Annotated in this window: 20 protein-coding genes; 9 read left to right on the top strand and 11 right to left on the bottom strand. The window is 67.1% G+C overall.

The window, feature by feature from the left end; translation table 11 throughout:
• Positions 1-15 precede the first annotated feature (15 nt).
• The gene (locus tag ACS5PN_RS23695; RefSeq protein WP_439466488.1) at positions 16-2,538 is read left to right on the top strand and encodes a TonB-dependent receptor; all 2,523 of its coding nucleotides are present in this window, start codon (positions 16-18) and stop codon (positions 2,536-2,538) included.
• Positions 2,539-2,553: 15 nt separating this feature from the next.
• Here the strand turns inward: ACS5PN_RS23695 and ACS5PN_RS23690 are convergent, their stop codons facing one another.
• The 3 genes from ACS5PN_RS23690 to ACS5PN_RS23680 all read right to left on the bottom strand — a co-directional run bounded on the left by ACS5PN_RS23690 (position 2,554) and on the right by ACS5PN_RS23680 (position 4,406).
• On the bottom strand, positions 2,554-3,204 hold the full coding sequence (locus ACS5PN_RS23690) for a flavin reductase family protein (RefSeq protein WP_439466487.1): 651 nt from the start codon (positions 3,202-3,204) through the stop codon (positions 2,554-2,556).
• Positions 3,205-3,327: 123 nt separating this feature from the next.
• Positions 3,328-3,822 (bottom strand): RNA polymerase sigma factor, encoded by a 495-nt coding sequence (locus tag ACS5PN_RS23685; protein WP_439466486.1) that lies wholly within the window; start codon positions 3,820-3,822, stop codon positions 3,328-3,330.
• Positions 3,823-3,827: 5 nt separating this feature from the next.
• Positions 3,828-4,406, bottom strand: a complete 579-nt coding sequence (locus ACS5PN_RS23680; protein WP_439466485.1) for a hypothetical protein — start codon at positions 4,404-4,406, stop codon at positions 3,828-3,830.
• 100 nt (positions 4,407-4,506) lie between these two features.
• On the opposite strand from ACS5PN_RS23680, the gene ACS5PN_RS23675 reads away from it, so the two are divergent.
• The 3 genes from ACS5PN_RS23675 (at position 4,507) to ACS5PN_RS23665 (ending at position 6,812) form a co-directional block, all read left to right on the top strand.
• The gene (locus tag ACS5PN_RS23675) at positions 4,507-4,833 is read left to right on the top strand and encodes a helix-turn-helix domain-containing protein (RefSeq protein WP_439466484.1); all 327 of its coding nucleotides are present in this window, start codon (positions 4,507-4,509) and stop codon (positions 4,831-4,833) included.
• A 402-nt stretch (positions 4,834-5,235) separates the two neighbouring features.
• Positions 5,236-5,820, top strand: coding sequence for a hypothetical protein (locus ACS5PN_RS23670; RefSeq protein ID WP_439466483.1), 585 nt, complete (start codon positions 5,236-5,238; stop codon positions 5,818-5,820).
• Between the two features lie 203 nt (positions 5,821-6,023).
• Complete coding sequence (locus ACS5PN_RS23665) at positions 6,024-6,812, top strand: relaxase/mobilization nuclease domain-containing protein (protein WP_439466482.1); 789 nt, start codon at positions 6,024-6,026, stop codon at positions 6,810-6,812.
• Between the two features lie 39 nt (positions 6,813-6,851).
• Here the strand turns inward: ACS5PN_RS23665 and ACS5PN_RS23660 are convergent, their stop codons facing one another.
• The 4 genes from ACS5PN_RS23660 to ACS5PN_RS23645 form a co-directional block, all read right to left on the bottom strand.
• Positions 6,852-7,415 (bottom strand): GNAT family N-acetyltransferase, encoded by a 564-nt coding sequence (locus ACS5PN_RS23660; RefSeq protein WP_439466481.1) that lies wholly within the window; start codon positions 7,413-7,415, stop codon positions 6,852-6,854.
• An 8-nt stretch (positions 7,416-7,423) separates the two neighbouring features.
• Positions 7,424-8,701 carry an MFS transporter gene (locus ACS5PN_RS23655; RefSeq protein WP_439466480.1) on the bottom strand — a complete coding sequence of 426 codons (1,278 nt, stop codon included), beginning with the start codon at positions 8,699-8,701 and terminating at the stop codon, positions 7,424-7,426.
• Between the two features lie 149 nt (positions 8,702-8,850).
• Positions 8,851-9,225 carry a PPC domain-containing DNA-binding protein gene (locus ACS5PN_RS23650; RefSeq protein WP_439466479.1) on the bottom strand — a complete coding sequence of 125 codons (375 nt, stop codon included), beginning with the start codon at positions 9,223-9,225 and terminating at the stop codon, positions 8,851-8,853.
• 2 nt (positions 9,226-9,227) lie between these two features.
• Positions 9,228-10,832: a gamma-glutamyltransferase family protein gene (locus tag ACS5PN_RS23645; RefSeq protein ID WP_439466478.1), complete on the bottom strand. Its 1,605-nt coding sequence runs from the start codon at positions 10,830-10,832 to the stop codon at positions 9,228-9,230.
• 123 nt (positions 10,833-10,955) lie between these two features.
• On the opposite strand from ACS5PN_RS23645, the gene ACS5PN_RS23640 reads away from it, so the two are divergent.
• On the top strand, positions 10,956-11,318 hold the full coding sequence (locus ACS5PN_RS23640) for a hypothetical protein (RefSeq protein ID WP_439466477.1): 363 nt from the start codon (positions 10,956-10,958) through the stop codon (positions 11,316-11,318).
• Positions 11,319-11,472: 154 nt separating this feature from the next.
• Entirely contained in the window at positions 11,473-12,384 is a 912-nt protein-coding gene (locus ACS5PN_RS23635; RefSeq protein WP_439466476.1) for a choice-of-anchor A family protein, read from the top strand.
• A gap of 14 nt (positions 12,385-12,398) precedes the next feature.
• Here ACS5PN_RS23635 and ACS5PN_RS23630 read toward each other — a convergent pair whose 3' ends face one another.
• Genes ACS5PN_RS23630 through ACS5PN_RS23615 form a run of 4 tightly spaced genes read right to left on the bottom strand, consistent with a single transcriptional unit; the run spans position 12,399 to position 15,429 of the window.
• Positions 12,399-13,397: a S49 family peptidase gene (locus ACS5PN_RS23630; protein WP_439466475.1), complete on the bottom strand. Its 999-nt coding sequence runs from the start codon at positions 13,395-13,397 to the stop codon at positions 12,399-12,401.
• A gap of 1 nt (position 13,398) precedes the next feature.
• On the bottom strand, positions 13,399-13,785 hold the full coding sequence (locus tag ACS5PN_RS23625) for a Rieske (2Fe-2S) protein (RefSeq protein WP_439466474.1): 387 nt from the start codon (positions 13,783-13,785) through the stop codon (positions 13,399-13,401).
• Entirely contained in the window at positions 13,778-14,437 is a 660-nt protein-coding gene (locus ACS5PN_RS23620) for an HAD family hydrolase (RefSeq protein ID WP_439466473.1), read from the bottom strand. Before ACS5PN_RS23620 ends, ACS5PN_RS23625 begins: the two co-directional genes overlap by 8 nt.
• Positions 14,434-15,429 (bottom strand): RluA family pseudouridine synthase, encoded by a 996-nt coding sequence (locus ACS5PN_RS23615; RefSeq protein WP_439466472.1) that lies wholly within the window; start codon positions 15,427-15,429, stop codon positions 14,434-14,436. The genes ACS5PN_RS23620 and ACS5PN_RS23615 overlap by 4 nt, the downstream gene beginning before the upstream one ends.
• Positions 15,430-16,045: 616 nt before the next feature.
• Between ACS5PN_RS23615 and ACS5PN_RS23610 the strand changes: the two genes are divergently transcribed.
• The 3 genes from ACS5PN_RS23610 to ACS5PN_RS23600 all read left to right on the top strand — a co-directional run bounded on the left by ACS5PN_RS23610 (position 16,046) and on the right by ACS5PN_RS23600 (position 22,398).
• Entirely contained in the window at positions 16,046-18,943 is a 2,898-nt protein-coding gene (locus tag ACS5PN_RS23610; RefSeq protein WP_439466471.1) for an Rne/Rng family ribonuclease, read from the top strand.
• A gap of 80 nt (positions 18,944-19,023) precedes the next feature.
• The gene (locus ACS5PN_RS23605; protein ID WP_439466470.1) at positions 19,024-20,574 is read left to right on the top strand and encodes a POT-type proton-dependent oligopeptide transporter; all 1,551 of its coding nucleotides are present in this window, start codon (positions 19,024-19,026) and stop codon (positions 20,572-20,574) included.
• 132 nt (positions 20,575-20,706) lie between these two features.
• Positions 20,707-22,398 (top strand): hypothetical protein, encoded by a 1,692-nt coding sequence (locus ACS5PN_RS23600; RefSeq protein ID WP_439466469.1) that lies wholly within the window; start codon positions 20,707-20,709, stop codon positions 22,396-22,398.
• Positions 22,399-22,416 lie beyond the last annotated feature (18 nt).

Genomic DNA, 22,416 nt, shown 5'->3' with positions numbered 1-22,416 from the left:
AACCAGAGCCTAGCCATGTCCCGTGACAACCTGTCGATCCCTTTGACTGTCCTCGCCGCCGCCCTGCTGGCATCCACTGCCCAGGCCCAGACCGCGCCCGAGAAGGTCGACACCGTCGTCGTGACCGGCCAGGCGTCCAGCCTGCGCAAGTCGCTGAAGATGCAGGTCGACGCCGACAACATCGTCAGCGCCGTCGTGGCCGACGATATCGGTGCCCTGCCCGACGTCAACGCCGCCGAGGCACTGGCGCGGCTGCCCGGCGTGTCGGTGCAGCGCGACCAGGGCGAAGGCCGTTATGTCGTCGTGCGCGGCCTGGGGCCCGACATGAACACCATCACCATCAATGGCTCGCTGGTGCCATCGCCCGAGGCCAGCCGCCGAGGTGTCAGCATGGACGTGCTGCCCTCCGGCCTGATCCGGTCTCTCGAAGTCATCAAGTCGCTGACGCCCGACATGGACGCCAACTCGCTGGGCGGCACGGTGGACGTGAAGACGCTGTCGGCCTTCGACCTTCCGGCCAGCCTGTTGAGCGCTGGCGTGACGGTCAGCCGGGACCAGCTGACGAAGCAGAACAGCCCCGCCGCCAGCCTGCTGGGCGCCACCCGCCTGGTGGGCGGCACCCTGGGCGTGGCCGCGGCACTGAATGTCGACCAGCGCAAGTTCGGCTCCGAGGACGTCGAGACCGACGGCGCCTGGAGCAACGGCAAGCTGACCGGCGTCGAGCTGCGCCACTACCGCCCCAACCGCGACCGCGCCGCTTTCGCCGCCAACGTCGACTACGAGCCGACCGCCGGCAGCAGCTTCTATGCGCGCGGCATCCTGGCCCGCTTCAGCGACGACGAGGAGCGCGACCGCCTGACCATCAGCAACATCACCGGCGGCTCGGTGGCTGCAGGCGCGACCGCGACGGTGCGCGCCGAGCGCCGGCTGCGCGATCGCAAATACACCCGCTCCATCGCCTCGCTGGTGCTGGGCACCGAGCAGGAATGGGCCGACTGGCTGCTGCAGGCCAATCTCGGTCTGGGCAAGGGCAATGAGCGCACGCCCGAACAGATCAACGACGCACGCTTCCGCGAGAACAACGTGGCCGGCGTGTCTTTCACCGACATGGTCAAGCCGCTGGTGACGGGCCCCGCCGCCCTCTACGACGCCAGCAAATACACGCTGAACGCGCTGACGATCCAAAAGCGCCGCAGTGACGACGACGAGCACAACGGCCGCGTCGACCTGACGCGCAGCTTCTCGCTCGCCGACGGCGGCAAGCTGGACCTGAAGTTCGGCGCCAAGCTCAGCCGCCGCGAGAAGCGCAACGACACCGACCAGTGGAGCTACACCAGCAACTCGGCCAGCAGTCCCAACTACTGGGGCGCCGGCTCGACCTCGCTGTCGGCCTTCGTCAAGGACTCGCAGCTGGACTTCGGCACCGGTGCCATCGGCTCGGCCATCGATTCGGGCGCCGTCTGGGCCCGCCTGGCAGCGCTGGCACGCGACCCCGCCAAAGTGGCCGGCGCCTCGGCCTTGGCCGACTTCCGCATCAACGAGAACATCGACGCCGCCTATGCCCAGGCCTCTGCGGACCTGACCTCGGCGTGGAACGTGCTGGCCGGGCTGCGCCTGGAGCGCACGCGCTTTGACGCCAGCGGTTTCGCGAGTTCGGTGTCCGGAGTCATTTCACCCACCCAATACGCCAAGGGCTACAGCAACTGGCTGCCGGGCCTGCACAGCCGCTACAAGCTCGACCGCGACACCAGCCTGCGCGCCGCCTGGACCAACACCGTCGTGCGGCCCAACTTCGACCAGCTCTCGCCGTCCATCACGCTGGCCAGCGCCACTGAGGCCACGGTCGGCAACCCGCTGCTCAACCCGATGCGAGCCCACAACCTGGACGTCGGCGCGGAGCATCTGCTGGGCCAGGACGGCGCGGTGTCGGCCTATCTTTTCCACAAGGACATCAAGGACTTCACCTACGCCACCAACCTCGCCGGCACCGGCGACTGGGCCGGCTACACCAGCGTGACCGGCTATGCCAACGGCCCCAGCGCTAAGGTCCAGGGTCTGGAGCTGTCGTATCAGCAGCAGCTGCGCATGCTGCCCGGCTGGATGAATGGCTTCATCGTCGGCGCCAATGCGGCCTTCACGCATTCGACCGCCGATGTCGGCCGCTATGACGTGGCCAGCAAGACGGCCCTGCTGCGCAGCAGCCGCCTGCCGGGTCAGTCGGACACCACCATCAACCTGATGCTGGGCTACGAGGCCGGCCCCTTCAGCACCCGCCTGGCCGTCAACCACAAGTCCAAATACCTGCTGGCCTTTGGCGCCGACGTGACCAATGCGGCCCAGGACCAGGTCGTGGCCGGCCAGCGTCAGGTCGACCTGTCGCTCAGCTACAAGGTGACGCCGTCGGTGCAGCTCACGTTCGAGGGCGTGAACCTCAACAACGAGCACTACTACACCTATGTCGGCGTGCCCTCGCTGAACTACCAGTACGAGCAGTACGGACGCACCTACAAGTTGGGGTTGAAGGTGGCGCTGTTCTAGGAACGGCCGAGGTGCTCAGGTTTCCGCCCGGAAGTTGCGTTCCAGGCGGGAACCGGTGCCGAAGTAGTGCCGGAACACATAGAGCAAGGGGCTCCACTGGTCGGTGTCCACGTGCTGGGTGCCGGGATGCACGATGCCACGGTGTGCATGCACCTTCACCACCTGTACTTCGATGATGCGAAGCGGCGGCGCGTTTCCACCAGCGTCAGGCTGGCATTCATGAGCCGCGAGCAGCCTGGCCTCCAACTGCAGCGGGCACTCGGCCACGCGCGGCGGCCGCACCTGCAGGGCAGGCACTGGCGTCCACCCGGCGAGGGCGAACTTGTCGGCCTCGTGCCTGTACCCCATGCCGGTCTTGTCGACAGGGACGGGCCAGCGACCCGTCGTGGGCGCCAGTCTCTCCACGGCCGCCTGCTGCGCCGGACCGGGCAGGTTCACGACGACCTCCTTCTGCGCCAGCAGATTGGCACAGCCTTGCGACGCCTCGGCCAGGCCTAGCACCAGCCGGTCTCCCAGAGCCCATATCGACGACATCGGTGTGAGATTGACCTGCCCTTCGCCGTCCGTCGTGCTGAGGATGGCGACCGGTGTGCCGAAGTAGAGGACGCTGGGTCGGATGGTGATCGAGTTGGACATTTGCAGGAAGACGATGGAGATGGCTCTCATAGTGCTTCGTTGCATGTAGGGAAAGCTTCGCCGCGCAACGAAGCTTGCGCTCTCCGAACCAGCCGTTCATGGTCTCGCCGAGAAGGCCCTTTCTCGCGGCCTCGGGAGACAACGCTTACGCGGCTACCAACCTTCCATCCAGCTAGTCAGCCTCAGGGTCGCTTTTGCAACGTGGTGATGCACGGTCGCTACGCTGATGCCGTGCAGCTTCGCAATCTCGGTATAGGGCAGACCGTCGATTCGATGTGCGAGGAAAATCACCCGGGTTCTTTCGCTCAGACGACCCACCCCCGAAGCCAAACGAGCCATGCGTTCCTTGGCCAGCAACACGGCCTCGGTGGAAGGAGCCGTGTCGATCAGCACGACGTTCTCCAGCACCTCATGCTCGCCGCGGCCTGTGCTCATACGATGCGCATCGATGGACAGGTTCAGCGCCGTACGCATCATGAAAGCTTCTGGCCGCTCGACAGGCTGCTTCTGGTGTTCATAACGGGCCAAGCGCAACCACGCCTCTTGCACCAGATCTTCCGCCTCGTGCTCGCTCCGTCCGCGCCGCCGTAGCGCGGCGCGGACCTTTGCAAAGACTTCTTGCCAGTTTTTCAGGAGCAGAGCCGACATGGCGCTCAAACGGCAACGGACAGGGCAGCGGTCGGAGCGGCGACGCCATATGGCGTCTGACCGATGCTGCTCCATCGAACATCCAGAAATTCGCGGCCCACCCGCTGAAGCGCCCGCTCGATGAAGGTAGCCTCGGCGGCGGCGTCGCCAAACGTACGGCGGTTTGGCGCGAGACGGAGCAGGCGTTCTTGCAGCAACTGCGCAACAGCGTCAGTCACGTGGGCAGTCTGCCGCATGCGCCGGCTTGAGGCAGTACTTGCGAGGCGTCCAACCGCTGCGGTGCAGAAGCGTCTCATCGCGGCAACCAAGCGGTCGTCGCCAACAAATAGATCGACTCGTTCGAGGCCTCGGTCGTGGAAGTCAGCGGCGATCAGCAACGATGTTGCAGGGCCTTCATCGCGCCAGGCGCCGAGCACCTCGGATTGACCATCCGCGCATGAGCCGAGCGCCCAATGCCATCCATGGGTGTCGGCCGCGCAGTCGTTACGCGTCGGAATTCCGAGCCAGCCGAAACGGACGACCGTGTAGCGGCGGCAGAGCGGGTAGTTGAATCGGCGAGTTGATTCCCAGCAGGGGAAGGACATAGATCACTCTCCTCACAGTGTCAGCGCACAAGGGGCCACCCTGATCATCTGTCACGTATTTCGTGACGACTAATTATGCGCCTGTTACGAGACTCGTGACATGGATGCAGGGGAGAGTTCAGCGGCAACCGTTGTCGGGCGGCGAATGCGCGCGCGCCGGGAGGCACTGGGCTGGTCTCAAGAGAAGGTGGGCGTACTCATAGGGATCGATGAGTCCAGTAGTCGAGCGAGGATTAGCCGCTACGAATTGGGCGTGCATGAACCGCCTGTCTCGACAGCGAGGCTGATTGCCGACGTTCTCGGCGTGTCACTTCCATACCTCTACTGTGAAGATGACGACGTGGCCCAGCTGTTGGAAGCCCTGCATCGACTCCCCTCCGAACAGCGGGCGCGCAGGGCGGCGCAGTTTCTTTCGTCGTTAGCGTAGTTCCATTGCTCCGGCCCAGCTGCCGCGTTGCAGACTAGACCTGCAAGTAGTGGCCGATGCAAAACACCTCCATACCCCTGATTAGCAGCTTTTCCGACAGTTGCCTGTCGAGTTCCGCTCTGCGAGCCGACTGACTCAAGTCGAACTAGCCGAAAAGCTTGCGGGGGAGCAGACCCATGTAAGCAGGTCGAACGGGGCGTGCGGCGTTTGGACGTGCTTGAACTGCGGCAGTGGGTGAACGCATTGGGTGTTTCGCTACCCGAGTCCATCGATCAGTTCGAAAACAGGCTGGAAGCCACCACACTGCCGCGTCTTTGACATCTACCGCGCACTGTCACGTGAGCTGAAGATCTCTTCAAATTCAGCGCGGCGACGATCGCCACACGGCGTGACGATCACCGCATGGACAACTTAGGGCCGGCCGGCCAACAACAGGCATCGAACTCGAAGCGCGATCAGGTCAACGTCAATCTGATGGGCCTGGGGCCACAGCTCAGGGCCTATGCAGCCCGCAACGGCATCACTTTCGCCGAAGCGCTGAGAACGGCTCTGGCACGGGCGCTCCAGGCCGATGCCGGCGATGCCGCCAATGAGCCTGGTCTTGCTGCGGAAGACGCCAACGGCGGTGAAACGGTGCGCGTACTCCTTCGCCTGCAGCCGGCACTCGCGGCCACGCTGGCGAGCAGGGCATGCGCATCCGGTGTGTCTAGAAGTCGCTACGTCACCTTGTTGATGGATGGTGCTGCCCCTCCGCCACTTCCCCAAGACCATGGCGCAATGGTGGCGGCGCTCATGGCGTCGACAGATGGAATTGCGACGTTGTCCGTCGACTTGAACGCCTTCATGCGCCTGATAGGCCAGGTGCCCTCGGCTCGGCTCGATCCTCTTCTCGACCGCATGCGCGGGCTGGTGCAGGAGGTGCGCGCCCACCTGATAGCCGCTTCGACGCTTCTGCAGGCCCTGGATGGCTGCAGGAAGGCTCGATGACGACAAAACTTTCTGTGAATGGCGTCCTGGTTCGGTGGGGAGACCGTCTTTTCTATTCACACAACCGGATCGTCAGGCCTCGGTACACACCCCGGCTGTCCGTCTGGACGCGGCGAGCCGCGGCGGTGATTCGCCGACGCATCGATGCCACCGTACGGAGCCCCCCCGAGGTCGTCGTGAAGATCGCAGGTGGAGGTCGGGGCATGCGAGCCATCGCCGCGCATTTCGACTACATCACCCGAAAGGGGACGCTCGAAGTTGAAGACGATCGAGGTGTGCGCAGTGTCGGCAAGGAGGCGGTGCGCGACTTGGTCGATCAGTGGCGCTATGCGGGATCGTTGATCGAATCCGTGTCCCACCGGCGGGAGGCGCTGAACGTCACGCTGTCGATGCCACAAGGCACGCCGCCCGTTCTGGTGATGCAGGCCGTACGCCAGTTCGCGCGCCAGGAGCTGCCCGACAACCGCTACGTCATGGTCCTGCATACGCAGCAGGCCCATCCGCACGTGCATTTGACCGTGCGCGCCCAAAGCAAGTCCGGCTCCCGTCTGAACGTCTGGGCCGATCGTCACCGCTGGCGCGAGTCCTTCGCCGACAAGTTGCGCGGCTTGGGAGTCGACGCGCAAGCCACGTCACAGGTGTTACGCGGCGAGAACCGCAGATCCGAGCCGCTGTGGCGGGCCAGCGAGAACATCCAAATCACGGTGGAGAAGGCTCGGCCAAAAACGAAATCGGGCGAGCGCTACTACGGCAACCGCGCGGAGGCCATGAAGGCCTGGGCGCACATCATGAAGGCCCTGGCCGGCTCGCCGATCGCCACCGATCGCGAATTGGCCGAACGTGTTGCCCGCTATATCAGGAGAACGCCTTTCGCCGTCGAGATCATGGGGCCTTCGCGAGAACGGCCAGCTCCCGCGCAGCACTCACGCGTGGTGCCATCGTTTCAGCCGGGCCACTCTCGGGAACGGGCCGACTGGGAAATGACACGTTGACCGCCCCGCGGCGCACGCCCCTCTCAGGGTCGACCTTGTTCATCCGGGAATGCGGGCGTAGACCGCGGTGGCTCGCGGCTTGCCGTCTGTGCCCACTGTGTCGTTACGCAGCACGCCCTCCAACTCGAACCCGCAGCGTTCGGCGACGGCGCGGCTCTTCAGGTTGCGTGGGTCCATACGGATCTCGACACGGTTCGCGGCCAGCGTGTCGAACGCGAGGGCCGTGAGCAGCCTTACCGACTCCCCGACATGGCCCTGTCCCGCCGCTTCAGGGCGAATCCAGTAGCCGATCTCGAAGCGTCGCACCGACCAGTCGATGCGGTGCAAGCCCGTCCCACCCAGCATGCGGCCGGCACCACCGTCGGGCTTGCGCGCATAGATCTGGAAGCACAGGTCGCGCCGCGCGATGAAGTCGGCCTGCATGCGGCGAACGACGAGTTCGGAAGCCTCGGCAGTCGGCGCATCCTGGGCCCAGGGCATCCATGGTCGCAGGTGGGACAGCGACTGCGTGATGACGATGGCCATCTCCGCGCCGATGCCGGCCTTGGGTGCCAACAGCACCGTCCTTTCCCCGTCCAAACGCTCGGGAACGTCGATCAGCATCGGGTCCGTCATGCCGTCACCACTTCCACCGGCTTGGGCAGCTCGCGCACGCCGCGGATGACCGGGTGCCGCCAGGCCAGGGCCGCCAGCAGGCAGGCGCCCACGCCCGAGAAGGCCAGGGCCGCGCGCAGGCCCATGTGCTCACCCAGCCAACCACCGATCAGCGCGCCGGGGCCGGCCGGCAGCAGGATGAGCCAGCGCATGGTGCTGGTCATGCGGCCGAGCATGGGCGCCGGCGTGACAGCCTGGCGCAGCGACAGGAAGTTGATGAAGATCAGCACCGCGCCGACGCCGAAGGCGAACAGCATCAGGCCAAAGCTGACGACGCCCAGATGACCCGCTGGAGCCAAGGCCAGCTGCAGCCAGCCGATACCGCAGGCCCCGTAGCCGAGCACCAGGCAGGGCCCCGGTCCGATGCGACGGCTGATGCGGTGGCCGAAGATGCTGGCCAGCACCGTGCCACCGCCCAGGGCGATATAGGAGGCACCCACCGTCTGCGGGCTCAGCTGCAGCTCGCGCGTCGCGAACAGGATCTGCACCACCAGGGCCGCGTTGTGGAAGAGCTGCCAGCTGCCCGTCGTCGTGGCCAGGCTGATGAGCAGCTTCTGCGAACGCACAAAGCCCAGGCCTTCCTTCAACGAGGCCCAGAAGGCGCCGCGCGTGGCCGAGAGCTGTTCCTTCACCTGGATGCCGCGCAGGATGACGGCCGATGCCAGCAAGGCCAGAGCATCCACGGCCAGTGCCAGCGGCGCGCCCAGCAGCTTGATCAGCACACCCGCCAGACCGGGGCCGACCACTTCGGCGCCGGAACCTGCCAGCGCGTTCTTGGCATGGGCCTCCACCAGCCGCTCACGCGGCACGACCTGGGTCAGCACGATCTGCGCCGCTGTGCCGGCCGTCGTGTGCACCGTGCCGAGCACGAAGCCGACAACGTACAGCCACCCCATGCCCAGCCAGCCCATCCACGCGGCCAGCGGCACCGAGGCCACGGCAAAGGCCAGCAGGGTCTCGCCGGCCACATAGACGGGCAGCTTGCGCACCCGGTCCAACAGCACGCCCGAGGGCAGGGAGAACAGCACGAAGGGCAGGATCTCCATGGCCTGCAGCAGGCCCATCTGCGTCGGGCTGGCGTTCAGCAGCACGGCGGCCGTCAGCGGCAGGGCCAGCATGGTGACCTGGCCACCGAGGGACGAGATGAGGATGGACGACCACAGCCGCCGATAGACCGCATCGCGCAGCAGATCGCCGGGCGCGAGGGTGAAAAACTGGATCAGACGAGACCACATGGTTTGGCTCAACTCAGGATCACTCGACACGCGGGCATCGCCCACGCGGACACAGGAACACGCTGCAGGAGCGCGGTCAGTCGAGGTCGAGGAGCTTGGTCATGCGGAACATCCTAGCAGCGCCGCCGGACGGTGACGCGTGCCGGCGGTCATGGATTGAGGATGACAAGTTCCGTGAAACCTGTTGCCGCGTCTAAGGCCCGTGACAACGAGCCGGGCGGCAGCGGCGCCACCAGCAGCTCGGCCGTCGTGAGCACCTTGCAGCCGGCGCAGACATGGCCGCCGAGCACGCGGCCGGAGGCGTCGGACACGCTGGCATGCAGGTGCGCGCCGGCCGGCGTCAGGCTGCCGCTCAGGGTCAGGATCTCCAGCGCCCCTTCGATGCGCGTCGGCCCGGGTTCGCCGGCAAAGCGCAGCTCGGCATGCGACAGGCTGCCGATGCCCGCCACGACAAAGCCTGTGCGGCCGCCCGCCTCCAGCGCACGGCGCAGGTCGTCGCCGGGATGGAGCCGCAGCGCCTCCATCGTCACCACCCCACGGCCGCGCCGTCGCGCCGCGGATCGCTGGCGGCTACATAGCCCGCGACACCGGGGTCGCCCAGGCGCCAGATGAACTGGCCGGCGCCGAAGTCCTGGTAGCTGTCGTGGATGTCGCCGATCTCGTGGCCCAGCGCGCGCAGGGTCTCGATGGTGGCTGCGGGCATGTGCGCCTCGACGTTGATCGACAGACCCTCGTTGAAGCGCCAGCGCGGCGCGTCGCAGGCGGCCTGCGGGTTCTGGCCGTGGCGGAGCATGCGCACCAGGGTCTGCAGATGGCCTTGTGGCTGCATATTGCCGCCCATCACGCCAAAGCTCATGACGGGCGCACCGTCCTTCGTCAGGAAGGCCGGGATGATGGTGTGGAAAGGCCTTTTTCCCGGCGCGACCTGGTTGGGATGACCGGCCTCCAGCGTGAAGCAGTGGCCGCGGTTCTGCAGGCTGACGCCGTAGCCCGGCAGCACCAGGCCCGAGCCGAAGCCCATGTAGTTGCTCTGGATGAAGCTGACCATCATGCCGCTCTCGTCGGCCGCGGTCAGGTAGATGGTGCCACCCTTGATGGGGTTGCCGGCACCGAAGACCTGGGCGCGCTTCGGGTCGATGAGCTTCGCACGCGAGGCAAGGTAGTCCGAATCGAGCAACTGCTCCGGGGTGACCTTCATCGCCCCAGGCTCGGCCACGTAGCGATAGACGTCGGCAAAGGCCAGCTTCATCGCCTCGATCATCAGGTGCTGGGCCTCGGGGCTGTCGACCTCGTGGACCGCCGCGCCGCAATGCTCGAGCAGGCCCAGGGCCATCTGCGCCGCGATGCCCTGGCCGTTGGGCGGGATTTCGTGCAGGGTGTGGCCGGCAAAGTCCTTGGCCAACGGCGTGACCCATTCGGGCTGGTAAGCCGCCAGATCGGCCTCGGTCAGCGCGCCGCCGGTCTCGCGCGCAAAACGGGCCAGGGCCGCCGCGATCTCGCCGCGGTAGAAGGCCTCACCGCCGGACTCGGCGATCAGCCTGAGGCTGCGTGCGGCCTCTTCGAAGCGGAACAGCTCGCCCACCTCGGGTGCACGGCCCTTGGGCAGGAAGGCCTGCGCGAAGCCGGACTGCGACGTCAGCTCGCTCAAGGCCGCGGCCATCGCCCACTTGCCCTGCACGATGGGGGGCACCGCATAGCCGCGCTCGGCGATCTCGATGGCGGGCTGCATCAGGTCGGCAAAGGGCAGCTTGCCCAAGCGCTGGCTCAAGGCCATCCAGCCGCCCACCGCGCCGGGCACCGTGACCGAACCCCAGCCCCGCTTGGGCATGACCTGACCCTGGAAAAAGTCCGGCGTCCAGGCCGCAGGCGCAGGCCCCGAGGCGTTCAGGCCGTGCAGCTGCTGCCCGTCCCACAGGATGCAGAAGGCGTCCGAGCCCAGGCCATTGCTGCACGGCTCGACGAGGGTCATGCAGGCCGCCGTCGCGATGGCCGCATCCACCGCGTTGCCACCCGCCTGCAGCATGCGCAGCCCGGCTTGCGCCGCCAGCGGATGGGAGGTCGACACGATGTTGCGCGCGAACAGCGGGCTGCGCCGGCTTGGATAGCCGGCTTTCCAGTCGAAGGTATTCATGAGGCTGGATTCTGGCCGGTGTAAGGCTTTGCAACCGGGTCAACGGCGCCCGCGAAGGCGTCGTTGTGGCCACAAGCTTGCGCAAGCCGAACTAAATCTCGAAACCACCCTGGAGCCCTCAAGATGAACACGCTGAAGACCACCATCGCCACCGCCCTCATCACGCTCGTCTCGGGCGTGGCCCTGGCGCAGAACCCCGCCCCCGCCGCGACCGCCACCCCGGCTGCCGCGAAGACCACGGCCACCGTCGCCGCTCCGGCCGCCACCATGACCGTGGCCCAGGCCGCAACCCCCGCTCCTGCCGCCGCCCCGACGGCTGCCAAGCCCGCTCCTGCTGCCACCGCAACGCCTGCTGCCCCGATGGCTGCCGCAGCCCCGGCCGAAGCCGCCAGCGGTGCCAAGCACGCCGGCAAGCATCATGGCAAGAAGCACGTTGCTGCGGCCAAGGCCGACGCGGCCGCCAAGACCGAGACCAAGACGCAGTAAGCGCATCAGCGCTCCGCGCAAGGCCGCAGCCCGCAATGGCTGCGGCCTTTTTGCTTTTGGAGCCCACCAGGCGTGAACTGCTTCGCGAAGCGCCTCGCCAACCCCCGCGTCGGGGCGTGTCGCGCGCCAGGGCCAATTTCTAGACTGGCGGGCTATGCAGTCGTCCCTCACCCGCTCGATGCGCGTCCTCGCGCTGGCCACCTCCTTCTTCGCCATCACCGCCGCCCACGCCAGCCCCATCAGCCTGGGTCTGGATGCCAGCCTCAACCTGCTGGCCTTCGGCAACATGAACGTCGGCAGCAGCGATGTCGAAGGCCGTGTGGCCGTCGGCGGCAACGCGAGCATCGGCAGCTATTCGATCAACACCAAGACCGGCTCCAGCGCGCTGTATGGCGGCACCGGCCTGACTGTGGGCGGCAATCTGAATTTCTCGAGCGGCTCGGTCTGGGGCGGCGCCATCGTCGGCGGCAGCTACACGCCCAATCCGTCGGGCACCGTGATGGGCGGCGTCACCGGTGGACAGGGCTTCGCCTTCGCAAGTGAATACCAGCGGCTGAGCTCGCTGTCGTCGTCCCTGGATGCCCAGGCCAATACCGGCATCGCGATGGACCAGTGGGGCACGCTGCACTTCAACGCCGCCGGCCTGTCGCTGGCCATCTTCGACATCGGTGCCTCCGACGCGCTGAAGAACATGCAGATCGACGGGCTGGCTGAGGGCGCCCAGGTGCTGATCAACGTCCATGGCAGCTCGGTGGACTTCGGCAACCACGGCTACACCGGCTTCAACAAGGGCCAGGTGTTGTTCAACCTGCCCGAGGCCGCCAGCGTGCTGATCAACGGCGGCATCAACGCCTCGCTGCTGGCCACCAACGCCAGCGTCGGTCAGGGCTGGGGCCAGATCAACGGCCAGGTCGTCGTGAAGGACTGGAACACCAGCGTGCAGGTCAACGACGCCCCCATGCCCACCTCTCGCCCCAACCAGCTGCAGCGCCTGCCCGAGCCGGCCTCGCTGGCTCTGGTAGGCCTGGGCCTGCTGGCGGCGGGCCTGTCCCGCCGTCGCACCTGAGCAGCCGTCGTCGGTTAGCGGATCGGGCTGATTTCCTTCAACGCCTTCACGGCGCCCGCTCCCATGGCGGCGCCAAAGCGCTTGGCCAGGCGCTCCGCGACGTTGTCGCGCGGCGTGTAGTCGATGACGTCCTCGGCCTTGACGACCTCACGGGCCACGAAATCGAGATTGCCGAAGTTGTCGGCGAGGCCGAGCTTGACGGCCTGCTCGCCGTTCCAGAACAGCCCCGAGAAGATCTCGGGTGTCTCCTTCAATCGCTTGCCGCGGCCTTCGCGCACGACGGCGATGAACTGCTGGTGGATCTGGTCCAGCATGGCCTGGGCGTAGCCACGCTGCTTGGCCGACAGCGGGCTGAACGGGTCCAGCATGCCCTTGTTCTCGCCGGCGGTCAGCAGGCGGCGCTCGACGCCGACCTTGTCCATCAGGCCGGTGAAGCCGAAGCCGTCCATCAGCACGCCGATGGAGCCGACGACCGAGGCCTTGTCGACATAGATCTCGTCGGCCGCCGCGGCGATGTAGTAGGCCCCCGAGGCGCAGATCTCCTCGACGACGGCATAGACGGGCTTGTCGTACTGCTTCTTCAACCGCAGGATCTCGTCGTAGACGATGCCGGCCTGCACGGGGCTGCCGCCCGGCGAGTTGATGCGCAGCACGACGGCCTGGGCCGCGTCGTCCTTGAAGGCGTCCTTCAGCGCGGCCAGCAGCAACTCGGCGCTGGCCTCGGTGTCGGCGGCGATCTCGCCCCGCACTTCGACCAGGGCCGTGTGCGGCGCCGTGGAAGGCGTGACGTGGCGGCCCTGCAGCCACAGGGTGTAGACCAGCAAGGCGGCCAGCGTCAGCCAGAACAGGCGGAACACCGTGCGCCAGCGCCGCTCGAGGCGGCGCTCCTGCAGGAAATCACGGGCCAGCTGGGCCAGCACGGCCTCATGCTGGGGCGCCACCAGGGGCGGTGGCGTGGGCACGCCCACGGGCTCTTGCATGGGAGGCGGCAGGTCATCGTCGGGGGTGCTCATATCAACCTTCGAAAGCGGGTTTGGTGTCGCGTGTCGGGTGCCAAAACACCTCGCCGTCGCGCTCGGTCAGCTCGATCTTGGTCAGCCGGCCGCGGTTGCAGGGGCCCATCAGGCAGTGGCCGGTCAGCGGGTCGTAGACGGCGCCATGGATGCTGCACATGATGAAGCGCTTGTCACTGTCCAGGAACTCGCCTTCCTTCCAGTCCATCTCGGTGGGCACATGGGCGCAGCGGTTCAGGTAGGCGACGGCCTGGCCGTCGAAGCGCAGCGCGAAGGCTCGCACATGCTCACGCCACTGGATGACGTCGAAGCTGACCGCCTTGCCGCGCTCTTGCAGTTCGGCGGAAGCGCACAGGCGCTGCAGTGGGGCGTCGTCTTGCTCAGGCATGCTGGATCAGCCAGTCGTGCAGTTCGCGCGTGGAATGCGCGACGAAGAGCGGCTTGAACTCCGCGAACGTCTCGTGGTCGTGAGCGCCGAAGCTGACCGCCACGCAGGGCACGCCGGCATTCATGGCCAGTTGCAGGTCGTGCGTCGTGTCGCCGACCATCAGCGTGCGCTCGGGCTCGGTGCCGAACTCGCGCATCAGCTCCAGCAACATCTGCGGGTGCGGCTTGGAACGGGTCTCGTCGGCGGTGCGGCTGCCATCGAAGAGATGGCCCAGTTCACTGGAGGCCAGCACCCGGTCCAGGCCCACGCGGTTCTTGCCGGTGGCGACAGTCAGCCAGTGATGGCGCGCCTTCAAGGCCTCGAGCATCTCCAGCGTGCCGTCGAACAGCGACACCTCGTGTTCCGAGGACAGATAGTGGTGGCGGTAGCGCAGGCCCAGCTCGGGGTAGCGCTCTTCCGGCAGGCCCGGCACGGCGTGCTCCAGCGCGTCGCGCAGGCCCAGGCCGATGACGTATTTGGCGCGCTCGAACTCGGGCTCGGGCAGGCCGATGTCAACGGCGGCGCGCTGGATGCAGCGGGCGATCAACGCCGTGGAATCGAACAGCGTGCCGTCCCAGTCGAAGGCGATCAGGTCGAAGCGTTGGGGTCTCATGGGTTCATCAGCTTCGCACACTCGGGTGGCAGGGGCGCTTCGCAGCTCATCTCTTGCCCGGTGGCGGGGTGGTTGAAACGCAGGCTGCGGGCGTGCAGGAACATGCGGTCGAACTTGGCCGCACCACGCGCCAGTTCGCGGTTCTTTTCAAAGTCGCCGTACTTCGGGTCACCCACGATCGAATGACCGGCCTGCTGCAGGTGCACGCGGATCTGGTGGGTGCGACCGGTCTTGATGGTCACGTCGAGCAGGCTGAATTGCGGCGTCTTCTGCATCACCTTGACAAGGCTGATGGAGCGCTTGGCTTCCTCTTCACCTACCTTGCCCGGACGCACCCAGCGCTCGCCGTCGCTGCCGACGAACTTCACCAACGGCACGTCGATGACCTTGAGCTTGGCCGGCCAGTCGCCCCAGACCAGAGCCGCGTAGGTCTTGCCGGTCTCGCGCTCGCGCAGCTGGTCCTGCAGATTGACCAGGGCGCTGCGCTTCTTGGCGATCATCAGCAGGCCGGAGGTTTCCTTGTCGAGGCGATGCACCAGCTCCAGGAACTTGGCCGTCGGCCGGGCGCGGCGCAGCTGCTCGATGACACCGAAGCTGACGCCGGAACCGCCATGCACGGCCACGCCGGCCGGCTTGTCGATGACCAGCAGGTGCTCGTCCTCAAAGACGATGGGGAACTCACGCGCAGGCGCGGCGGGAGCCTCGGCTCTCTCGGGCACGCGCACCGGCGGGATGCGCACTTCGTCGCCAATCTCCAAGCGCGTGTCGGCCTGAGCCCGGCCCTTGTTGACGCGCACCTCGCCCGCCCGGATGACCCGATACACATGGGTCTTGGGCACGCCCTTGAGTTCGCGAAGCAGGAAGTTGTCCAGGCGCTGGCCGGCCGAACCTTCGTCCACCACGACCCGCCGCACTGCGGGTTTGTCCGTACTCACGGCGGCTGCCGACCCCGTGGCAGGGGCGCCATTGCCTACCCCTATAATCCTTTTCACCACGTTGCTGCCGTAAGTGTTTGATTCTTTTGATTTTAGCGGCGGCGGCGCGGCGTCCGAGGGGCTGACCCCAAGGACACAACAGGCGATGCAACGCATCCTGCGGCCGACAGGCAGTTTCCCCAAGTGAAACGGCGGTCAGCGGCACGGTGTGGCAGAGCGATGACACCCGGAACCCACCCGGTCTCTCTTCAACGGCTCGAAGCCCAAAGAGATCCGGTTGCCGAACAAGGTTTTCACGGTGCGAGAAGGCGCGGCCTGATTCAACGATCAGGCCACAACAGCTCGCACCAGCGTCCAGCCCTCCTTCGCGGATGAGCCCCTTCCTCCCCCACCCGATGCGCCCCGCCGCGCGACCCCAGCCAGAAGCTGCGGTGGTCGTCCGGCCCGGCGCGCTCGCGTTCACGCGCGGCTGGGACGAGGCAGAGCTTCCCTGCGGCATGAAGGCCCGGTCGCATGCGCCAACGCCGCTCGGCGTCTGACCTTCCGTCAGAAACCCGAGCGGTCCAGGGCACTCCTTCCACGGTTCCACGCTGTCGCTCGTGCGTCTTGAACGCCACCCTGGGGTGGCATGACGTGGCGCGTTCCTGCACGGGACGCGCGAAGGAGTGATGACATGAAACGCATGCTGATCAATGCGACGCAGCCGGAAGAGCGGCGCCTCGCGATCGTTGATGGCCAGAAGCTGCTGGACTTCGAAACCGAAATCGAAGGCCGCGAACAGCGCAAGGGCAATATCTACAAGGCCGTCGTGACGCGGGTCGAGCCCTCGCTCGAAGCCTGCTTCGTCGACTACGGCGAAGACCGCCACGGCTTCCTGCCCTTCAAGGAAATCTCACGCACCTTCTTCCGCGAAGGCACCGACGTCAAGAACGCGACCATCAAGGACGCGATCAAGGAAGGCCAGGAACTGCTGGTCCAGGTCGAGAAGGAAGAGCGCGGCAACAAGGGCGCCGCCCTGACCACCTTCATCTCGCTGGCCGGCCGCTACCTCGTGCTGATGCCCAACAACCCGCGCGGCGGTGGCGTTTCGCGCCGCATCGAGGGCGAGGACCGCGAGGAACTGAAGGAAAACCTCGACCAGCTCGAGTACCCCAAGGGCATGTCCCTGATCGCCCGCACCGCCGGCATCGGCCGCTCGGCTCCCGAGCTGCAGTGGGACTTGAACTACATGCTCAAGCTCTGGACCGCGATCGACGACGCGGCCAAGGGCGGCAAGGGCGCCTACCTGATCTACCAGGAGTCGTCGCTCGTCATCCGCGCCATCCGCGACTACTTCACGTCCGACATCGGCGAGATCCTGATCGACACGGACGACCTGTTCGAGCAGGCCCACCAGTTCATGAACCACGTGATGCCCGACCAGGGTCATCGCGTGAAGCGCTACCGCGACGACGCGCCGCTGTTCAGCCGCTTCCAGATCGAACACCAGATCGAAACGGCCTTCAGCCGCACTGTGAACCTGCCCTCGGGCGGCGCCATCGTCATCGACCACACCGAAGCCCTGGTCTCGGTCGACGTCAACTCGGCGCGCTCGACGCGCGGCACCGACATCGAAGAGACCGCCACGCGCACCAACCTCGAAGCGGCCGACGAAATCGCCCGCCAGATGCGCCTGCGCGACCTCGGCGGCCTCATCGTGGTCGACTTCATCGACATGGAGGAGAGCAAGAACCGCCGCGATGTGGAACAACGCCTGCGCGACGCCCTGCGCCAGGACCGCGCCCGCGTGCAGTTCGCCTCCATCAGCAAGTTCGGCCTGCTGGAAATGAGCCGCCAGCGCCTGCGCCCGGCCCTGAGCGAAGGCAACCACATCACCTGCCCACGCTGCAACGGCACCGGCCACATCCGCGACACGGAAAGCAGCGCGCTGCAGATCCTGCGCATGGTCCAGGAAGAGGCCATGAAGGACAACACCGCCGCCGTGCATGTGCAAGTGCCGGTGGAAGTGACCTCCTTCTTGCTGAACGAGAAGCGCACCGAGATCACCAAGATCGAACTCAAGCAGCGCGTCACGGTGCTGCTGGTGCCCAACAAGCACCTCGAGACGCCCAACTACAAGCTGGAGCGCCTGCGCCACGACGACCCGCGCCTGGAGAACCTGCAGGCCAGCTACACGATGATCGAGGAGCCGGACGACGAGGTGGGCATCACCCGTCGCGACGCCGGCGACAAGAAGAACAAGCAGGAGCCGGTCATCAAGGGCATCCTGCCCGAGCAGCCCGCACCGGTGGCCGCCCCGGCACCCGTCGTTCCCGCACCGGCCCCCATCGTCGCCCCGCCGCCCCCGGCGCCGGCACCGGCGCCCGAAGCGAAGGGCTTCTTCAGCCGCCTGTTCAGCTTCTTCGGTGGCGGCACGCCCGCGCCGGCTCCCGTGCCGGCCGTCGAGGCTCCGGCTGCTGCCCCCGCCACCAGCGACAAGCCCAAGCGCGAAGGTGGCCGTGACGGCCGCCGCGATGGTGGCCGCCGTGGCGAACGCGGTGAGCGTGGCGAGCGCGGTGAACGCGGTGAACGCAACGAGCAGCGTGGCCAGGGTGCCCGCCGCGATGGCAAGTCCGGCGAAGGCCGTGGCGACCGCGGTGACCGCAAGCCGCGCGGCGAAGGCGGCGACAAGCCCGAACAGCAGCAACCGCGCCCGGAGCGCGGCGAGCGTGCCGAACGCGGCGAACGCGGCGAACGCAATGAGCGTGGTGGCGAGCGCACCGAACGTGGCGAACGTCGTCCGCGCGGCGAGCGCCAGGAGCGCCAACCCACCGAAGCCGTGGCAGCCCCGCTGGCCGCACCGTTGAGCGAAGAACTGGCCGCCGTCCATGACGCGCCGCCGGCCTTCGTCGACAGCCAGGCCGAAGCCGCCCTGCCCCCGACCGGCGACACGCCGGCCGGCGAAGAGCGCCAGGGCCGCGGCCGCCGCCGCCGCCGTGGTGGCCGTGACCGTGACGACCAGGCCGGCGCCGCCACTGAAGGCACCACCGAGGCCAGCGCAGAAGCGCCGGCCGAGGCCGAGGCCGTTGCTGAAGCCGCCCCGGCCGTCGAAGGCGATGACGCTGGCGAAGGCCATGGCCGCGACGGTCGCCGTCGTGGTGGCCGCAACCGCAATCGCAATCGCCGTGAGGAAGGCGCCGTCGAAGGCCAGGAAGCCGCGGCGGGTGAAGCCGCAGCCCCGATCCAGAGCTCGCTGATCGAAGACGCGATGGCCAGCACGGCTGCGCCTGCCGCGCCGGCCCCCGTGCAAGTGATTGCTCCGCCGCCGCCCGCTCCGGCACCGGCCCCGGTCGTCGAGGCCTTCAAGCTGCCCATGGGCGAGCTGCAAGCCATCGCCGAAGGCGCCGGCCTGCAATGGGTCAATTCCGATGCCGACAAGATCGCCGCGGCCCAGGCCGCCATCGCCGCCGAACCCGCACCGGCAGCGCTGGGCCGTGAGCCCGCGCCGGTCGTCGTCGTCGACGAAGGTCCGCTGGTGCTCGTCGAGACCCGCAAGGACCTGAGCCAGGTCAAACTGCCGTTCGAGGCATGACCCTTCAGGGTTGATCCCTAGAACGCCGCTCGGTCACAAGCCGAGCGGCGTTTTCCATTCAGAGCTTCATCGAGGCTGACATGACCACCATCACCGCGACCACCGACGCGACCACCCGGCCGGCCAAGATGCCGCCGCAGATTCCCTACATCATCGGCAACGAAGGATGCGAGCGCTTCAGCTTCTACGGCATGCGCAACATCCTGACGGTCTTCCTGATGACCAGCCTGCTGCTGGCCGTGCCGGAGAGCATGCGCAAGGCCGAGGCCAAGGAGGTCTTCCACACCTTCGTCATCGGCGTCTATTTCTTCCCGCTGCTGGGCGGCTGGCTGGCCGACCGCTTCTTCGGCAAATACCCGACCATCTTCTGGTTCAGCATCGTCTACTGCGCCGGCCACGCCTGCCTGGCCCTCTTCGACGACAACATCAAGGGCTTCTACTTCGGCCTGTTCCTGATCTCGCTGGGCTCGGGCGGCATCAAGCCGCTGGTGAGCAGCTTCGTCGGCGACCAGTTCGACAAGAGCAACCGCACGCTGGCCCAGAAGGTCTATGACGCCTTCTACTGGATCATCAACTTCGGCAGCTTCTTCGCGTCGCTGTTCATGCCCATCCTGCTGAAGGAGTTCGGCCCGCGCGTCGCCTTCGGCATCCCCGGCCTGCTGATGCTGGTCGCCACCGTCATCCTGTGGAGCGGCCGCCAGAAGTATGTGCACCAGCCGGCCCGCGGCGCCAACCCGGACAGCTTCATCAAGGTGGTGTGGACGGCGCTCAAGGCCGGTGGCCTCGGCATGGGCGTCGCACTCCTCGGCCTGCTCGGCGCGGCCTACAGCCTGAGCCAGATGAATGGCCTGGGCTTCGTGCCGGCGGTCTGCCTGGCCCTGGTCCTCGTCATGGGCTTCGGTGGCCTGGGTGCCTCACTGCAGTTGGACCGCGCCCGCGGCAAGCACGCCGACGAAGCCGTCGACGGCGTGCGTGCCGTGCTGCGCCTCTTGGTGCTGTTCGCCCTCGTCACGCCCTTCTGGTCGCTGTTCGACCAGAAGGCCTCGACCTGGGTGCTGCAGGCCGACCAGATGACCAAGCCCGAGTGGTTCCAGTCGTCCATGATGCAGGCGCTGAACCCCCTGCTGGTGATGATCCTCATCCCCTTCAACAACCTGGTGCTCTACCCCGTGGTGGAGAAGATGGGCATCAAGGTCACGGCGCTGCGCCGCATGGGCCTCGGGATCGCGCTGGCCGGCGTGGCCTGGATCGTCGTTGGCATCATGCAGCTGTGGCTCGACAGCGGCGACAAGGTCAGCATCGTCTGGCAGATCCTGCCCTATGCCATCCTGACCCTGGGCGAGGTGCTGGTCTCGGCCACCGGCCTGGAGTTCGCCTACAGCCAGGCGCCGCTGTCCATGAAGGGCACCATCACCAGCTTCTGGAACCTGTCGGTGACCATCGGCAATCTGTGGGTGCTGCTGTCCAACGTCAGCGTGAAGAGCCCGAGTGCGCTGCAGGCCATCAAGTCGACCGGCTACAGCGAGACAGCCTGCCTGATGTTCTTCTTCGCCGGCTTCGCGCTGCTGGCCGCCACCCTGTTCGGCCTCGTGGCTCGCCGCTATCCGATGCAGGACAACTACCGCGGCTGACGCACCCGGGAAGATCAGGCGACCCGCGCAATGCGGGTGAAATTACCTGCGGTGTCCCTGCGCGACGCCGCTGCTGCGCTCTACGATGCCGCCCGGTTGCTTGACCGAGCGGCTTTTCTTTTTCTGCCCACGATGAACGACGCCAGTCCTCACCGCCCCTACGTCGACCCCACCCAGGTCGACTTCAGCCGGCCGCCCGTTGCGCCCCAGCCGGCGCCCGAGCCGGCCGCGTGGCAGCAGGCCTCAAACCGGCCGCGCCCGCCCGGCGCCTCCCAGCCGACGCGGCCGCGTGCGCCGAAGGACTCGCGCCGCGGTTATTTCGCCCGCCACTGGCACGGCGAAATGAGCCTGGTGCGCAGCTACTGGGTCAACAACATCGCCGTGGCCATGCCGCTGGCCTTCCTGATCACGGGCTTGATGACCTGGATCAGCGTCAAGGGCGACTCGCTGCAGATCAGCGCCATCGTGCTGCTGATCGGCGTGCCCTTGCTGATGTCGCTGGACGTGTGGAGCATCGTCGGCGGCTGGCGCTCGGCCAGCAACTATCTGCGCGAGGATGGCTCGCTGGTCTGGGGCTGGCTGGCGCGCATCTCGCTGGCAATGGGCGCGCTGCAGCTGGCGCTGTCCATCGTGTTCGGCTTTCTGCCCAACCTGGGCGAGTACTGGTCGATGGCCCGTGGCGTCGACCCGCTGGGACAGGCCAAGTTCACCTTCTCCCCCGACGGCCGCAGCCTGAAGCTGGAAGGCGTCATCGGCATGGGCGACGGCGAACGCCTGCGCCAGTTGCTGAACAGCGAGGCCGCGAAGGAGCTCAAGCGCGTGGAGCTCGTGTCGCCCGGCGGCCGCGTGCGCGAGGCCGAGCGCATGGCCGCAGCCATGAAGTCCCATGGCCACGCCAGCCGTGCGGTCGGCACCTGCGCCAGCGCCTGCACGCTGGTCTTCTTGGCCGGCCAGCCGCGTCATCTCACCCCGACGGGCGAGCTGGGCTTTCACCGCGCCTCCACCGGCACTTACAACCCCGTCTTCGAGGAACTGGCCAACCAGCAGCTGGCCAAGACCTATGCCGAGCTGGGCCTGCCCCAGCCCATGATCGACAAGACGCTGCGCACGCCGTCGCGCAGCATGTGGTTCGTGCCGCGCGAGGAGTTGCTGTCCTACTCGCTGATCGCGCCGTCGCCCCGCACGCTGGCCGTGCCCCTGCCCGAGGTCGATGCCAAGCCGACCGACCTCAACGACGCGCTGCACATGCATCCGGTCTGGGAGGCGCTGGACCGGCGCACGCCGGGCACCGTGGACGACGTGGCCAAGCACATGTGGGAAGCCCGCACGGCCGGCGCCAGCGCCGAAGCGGTGCAGGCCACTGCCCTGCCTCTGCTGGCCCGCCAGATGCCGGACCTGATCAACGCCACCGATCCCATCCTACGCCGCCGCTATGTGCAGCTGGTGTCCGAACAGCTGAAAGCCCTGCGCGGGCCCACCGGCACCGGCGCCTGCCGCGATCTGCTCGAGGGCCGCATGAGCGCCCGCCCGCAGCTGCCCGACGACCTGCAGATCCAGGAAGCCCAGTGGCTGCAGGAAGCGGCCGACGGCACGCCGCCGCGCCGCCAGCCCAAGCCGCCCAGCGCCATCGAGATGGAAGTGCTGGAACGTTCGGTGGGGCCGACCGCCCTGGGCATGCTGTCGCGCATCTGGGCCGACACGCCCGATGCGGCCAAGCCGGGACCGAGCTGCGCCCCTGTCATCGCGATGCTGGACCGCCTGCAGGCCCAGCCGCCGGCCCGGCGCGATCTGGCCGCGCGGCTGCTTTTCCAGCCACCGCACTGATCAGGACTGCATAAGTGC

The organism is Roseateles sp. NT4, from assembly GCF_051857475.1.
Taxonomy (GTDB): domain Bacteria; phylum Pseudomonadota; class Gammaproteobacteria; order Burkholderiales; family Burkholderiaceae_C; genus Pelomonas.
Note: the sequence above shows the minus strand (reverse complement) of the source record. Positions and strands in the feature narration are given on the sequence as shown.

Coding starts and splice junctions, on each gene's coding strand:
- ACS5PN_RS23695 (WP_439466488.1), top strand. CDS start 16: ATGTCCCGTGACAACCTGTCGATCCCTTTGACTGTCCTCGCCGCCGCC.
- ACS5PN_RS23690 (WP_439466487.1), bottom strand. CDS start 3,204: ATGAGAGCCATCTCCATCGTCTTCCTGCAAATGTCCAACTCGATCACC.
- ACS5PN_RS23685 (WP_439466486.1), bottom strand. CDS start 3,822: ATGTCGGCTCTGCTCCTGAAAAACTGGCAAGAAGTCTTTGCAAAGGTC.
- ACS5PN_RS23680 (WP_439466485.1), bottom strand. CDS start 4,406: ATGTCCTTCCCCTGCTGGGAATCAACTCGCCGATTCAACTACCCGCTC.
- ACS5PN_RS23675 (WP_439466484.1), top strand. CDS start 4,507: ATGGATGCAGGGGAGAGTTCAGCGGCAACCGTTGTCGGGCGGCGAATG.
- ACS5PN_RS23670 (WP_439466483.1), top strand. CDS start 5,236: ATGGACAACTTAGGGCCGGCCGGCCAACAACAGGCATCGAACTCGAAG.
- ACS5PN_RS23665 (WP_439466482.1), top strand. CDS start 6,024: ATGCGAGCCATCGCCGCGCATTTCGACTACATCACCCGAAAGGGGACG.
- ACS5PN_RS23660 (WP_439466481.1), bottom strand. CDS start 7,415: ATGCTGATCGACGTTCCCGAGCGTTTGGACGGGGAAAGGACGGTGCTG.
- ACS5PN_RS23655 (WP_439466480.1), bottom strand. CDS start 8,701: ATGTGGTCTCGTCTGATCCAGTTTTTCACCCTCGCGCCCGGCGATCTG.
- ACS5PN_RS23650 (WP_439466479.1), bottom strand. CDS start 9,225: ATGGAGGCGCTGCGGCTCCATCCCGGCGACGACCTGCGCCGTGCGCTG.
- ACS5PN_RS23645 (WP_439466478.1), bottom strand. CDS start 10,832: ATGAATACCTTCGACTGGAAAGCCGGCTATCCAAGCCGGCGCAGCCCG.
- ACS5PN_RS23640 (WP_439466477.1), top strand. CDS start 10,956: ATGAACACGCTGAAGACCACCATCGCCACCGCCCTCATCACGCTCGTC.
- ACS5PN_RS23635 (WP_439466476.1), top strand. CDS start 11,473: ATGCAGTCGTCCCTCACCCGCTCGATGCGCGTCCTCGCGCTGGCCACC.
- ACS5PN_RS23630 (WP_439466475.1), bottom strand. CDS start 13,397: ATGAGCACCCCCGACGATGACCTGCCGCCTCCCATGCAAGAGCCCGTG.
- ACS5PN_RS23625 (WP_439466474.1), bottom strand. CDS start 13,785: ATGCCTGAGCAAGACGACGCCCCACTGCAGCGCCTGTGCGCTTCCGCC.
- ACS5PN_RS23620 (WP_439466473.1), bottom strand. CDS start 14,437: ATGAGACCCCAACGCTTCGACCTGATCGCCTTCGACTGGGACGGCACG.
- ACS5PN_RS23610 (WP_439466471.1), top strand. CDS start 16,046: ATGAAACGCATGCTGATCAATGCGACGCAGCCGGAAGAGCGGCGCCTC.
- ACS5PN_RS23605 (WP_439466470.1), top strand. CDS start 19,024: ATGACCACCATCACCGCGACCACCGACGCGACCACCCGGCCGGCCAAG.
- ACS5PN_RS23600 (WP_439466469.1), top strand. CDS start 20,707: ATGAACGACGCCAGTCCTCACCGCCCCTACGTCGACCCCACCCAGGTC.